Annotated in this window: 2 protein-coding genes and 1 pseudogene; all 3 read left to right on the forward strand. The window is 72.6% G+C overall.

Translation table 11 applies throughout. The features are described 5' to 3' along the window. A partial coding sequence (locus tag HW445_RS29120; RefSeq protein ID WP_180223827.1) for a coenzyme F420-0:L-glutamate ligase occupies nt 1-587 on the forward strand: 587 nt, incomplete at its 5' end. A 224-nt stretch (nt 588-811) separates the two neighbouring features. After that, the gene (locus HW445_RS29125) at nt 812-1,582 is read left to right on the forward strand and encodes a hypothetical protein (protein WP_180223828.1); all 771 of its coding nucleotides are present in this window, start codon (nt 812-814) and stop codon (nt 1,580-1,582) included. Nucleotides 1,583-1,695: 113 nt separating this feature from the next. After that, a pseudogene (locus tag HW445_RS29130) lies at nt 1,696-1,906 on the forward strand (DNA-3-methyladenine glycosylase 2 family protein); the annotation flags it as partial.

The raw sequence follows: 1,906 nt of genomic DNA on the forward strand, positions 1-1,906 counted from the left end.
GGGAGGCCGTCGTCCAGCGGCGCACCGTGCGCTCCTTCACCGACGAGCCGGTCGACCCGGGCGCGGTCCGGCGGGCCGTCGCCGCGGCGGTGACCGCGCCGGCGCCGCACCACACGACGCCGTGGCGGTTCGTGCTGCTGGAGAGCGAGGAGTCGCGGGTCCGGCTGCTGGACGCGATGAAGGACGCCTGGATCGCCGACCTGCGGCGGGACGGGAAGAGCGAGGAGTCGATCGCCAAGCGGGTGCGGCGCGGGGACGTGCTGCGCAACGCGCCGTACCTGGTGGTGCCGTGCCTGGTCATGGACGGCTCGCACACCTACGGCGACGCCCGGCGGGACGGGGCGGAGCGGGAGATGTTCGTCGTCGCCATGGGCGCGGGCGTGCAGAACTTCCTGGTCGCGCTGGCCGGGGAGCGGCTGGGGTCCGCGTGGGTGTCGTCCACGATGTTCTGCCGTGACGTGGTGCGGGAGGTGCTGGAGCTGCCGCAGGGCTGGGACCCGATGGGGGCCGTCGCGGTGGGTCACCCCGCAGAGGAGCCGAGGCCGCGGGCGGCACGCTCCGCCGAGACCTTCCTCACGGTGCGCTAGGTCCACCACGTCCCGCCGTTCGCGTGCGGCGCGGTCCGCCCTTCGCCCACCGCGCCGCCCGCCTCACCCTGCGTCGCCCTGCCTCGCCCTGCCTCGCCGGAAGCGGGGATCGTCCGATGCCCCATCGTGATGCGCGGGTGTACAACCTCGTCCGGACGCCGGCCGTCTGTAAGGCGCCGGAGGGATGGGCCTTCCGTGCGTCCGTGGCGGAGATGGGGGATCACGTGGGGAAGCAGATCTGGAGAGTCGTCGTGGCCGGTGGCGCGGCGGCGGTGTTCACGGCGGTGGCCGCGGCGCCGGCCGGGGCGGCCGAGGGAGGAGTCTCGTTCACCCGTGTCCAGGTGAACGACGGCAAGCCGATCGTGATCGGGGTGTCGAACGAGGTCGCGGTACCCGCCTCCTTCCGGATGGCGACGACCGAGGCGTGGGAGTTTCCCCACGTGTTCCTGTACCGCGGTGCTGCGAACGGCGGAGACGAACTGTGGCACGCCATCGAGACCAGCGACTGCGTCAAGGTGAGCGCGGGCGTCTGTGACTTCGACGAGACGATGTACTTCGACCCGAGCGAATGGGACATGTCCAACAAGGAGGCCGGGGCCTGGAAGGTCGCGGCCCGGGTGTACTTCAAGGGCGACGGCGCCGACACCGACGACGAGGGTCTGACGGTCCACGTCAAGCGCAACTCCCGTCTGACCGTCAACGCCTCCCCCGAACCGGTGACCAAGGGCAAGAGCATCACCGTGACCGGGAAGGTCACCCGGGCCGACTGGGAGACCAGGAAGTACGTCTCCTACGGAGGCCGCCTGGTGAGCCTGCAGTTCAAGCCCGCCGGCTCCACCTCCTACACCACGGTGAAGAAGGTGTACGCGAACAGCTCGGGTGATCTCAGGACGACCGTGACGGCCTCCCGGACGGGTACCTGGCGCTGGGTGTACCACGGCAACACCACCACCGGGCCGTCGACGTCGTCCGGGGACAACGTCGTGGTGCGGTGACGTCCGCGCACCGACGTCCACGGTGCCGGCGGCCGGTGGACCGTCGAGTCGACCGGCACCGGCCACTCGGTGCCGCCCGCCCGGTGTCGGGGGCGGACCGTACCCTCGGGGGCATGGCAGGACGTTTCGCGCCGCGCGTGCCCAGGGGTGCGGGTGTGCCCCGGCAGGGTGGCGGACCCGGGCTGGTCCGGGAGCTGGTTCCGGGCGCTCCGCTGGATCTCCCCCTGGTGCTGGGGGTACTGCGGCGCGGGGCCGGCGACCCCTCCTTCCGGATGACGCCGGACGGCGCGGTGTGGCGGGCCACCCGGACGCCGCTGGGCCCCG

The organism is Streptomyces sp. UH6, assembly GCF_013421635.1.
Lineage (GTDB): Bacteria > Actinomycetota > Actinomycetes > Streptomycetales > Streptomycetaceae > Streptomyces > Streptomyces abyssomicinicus.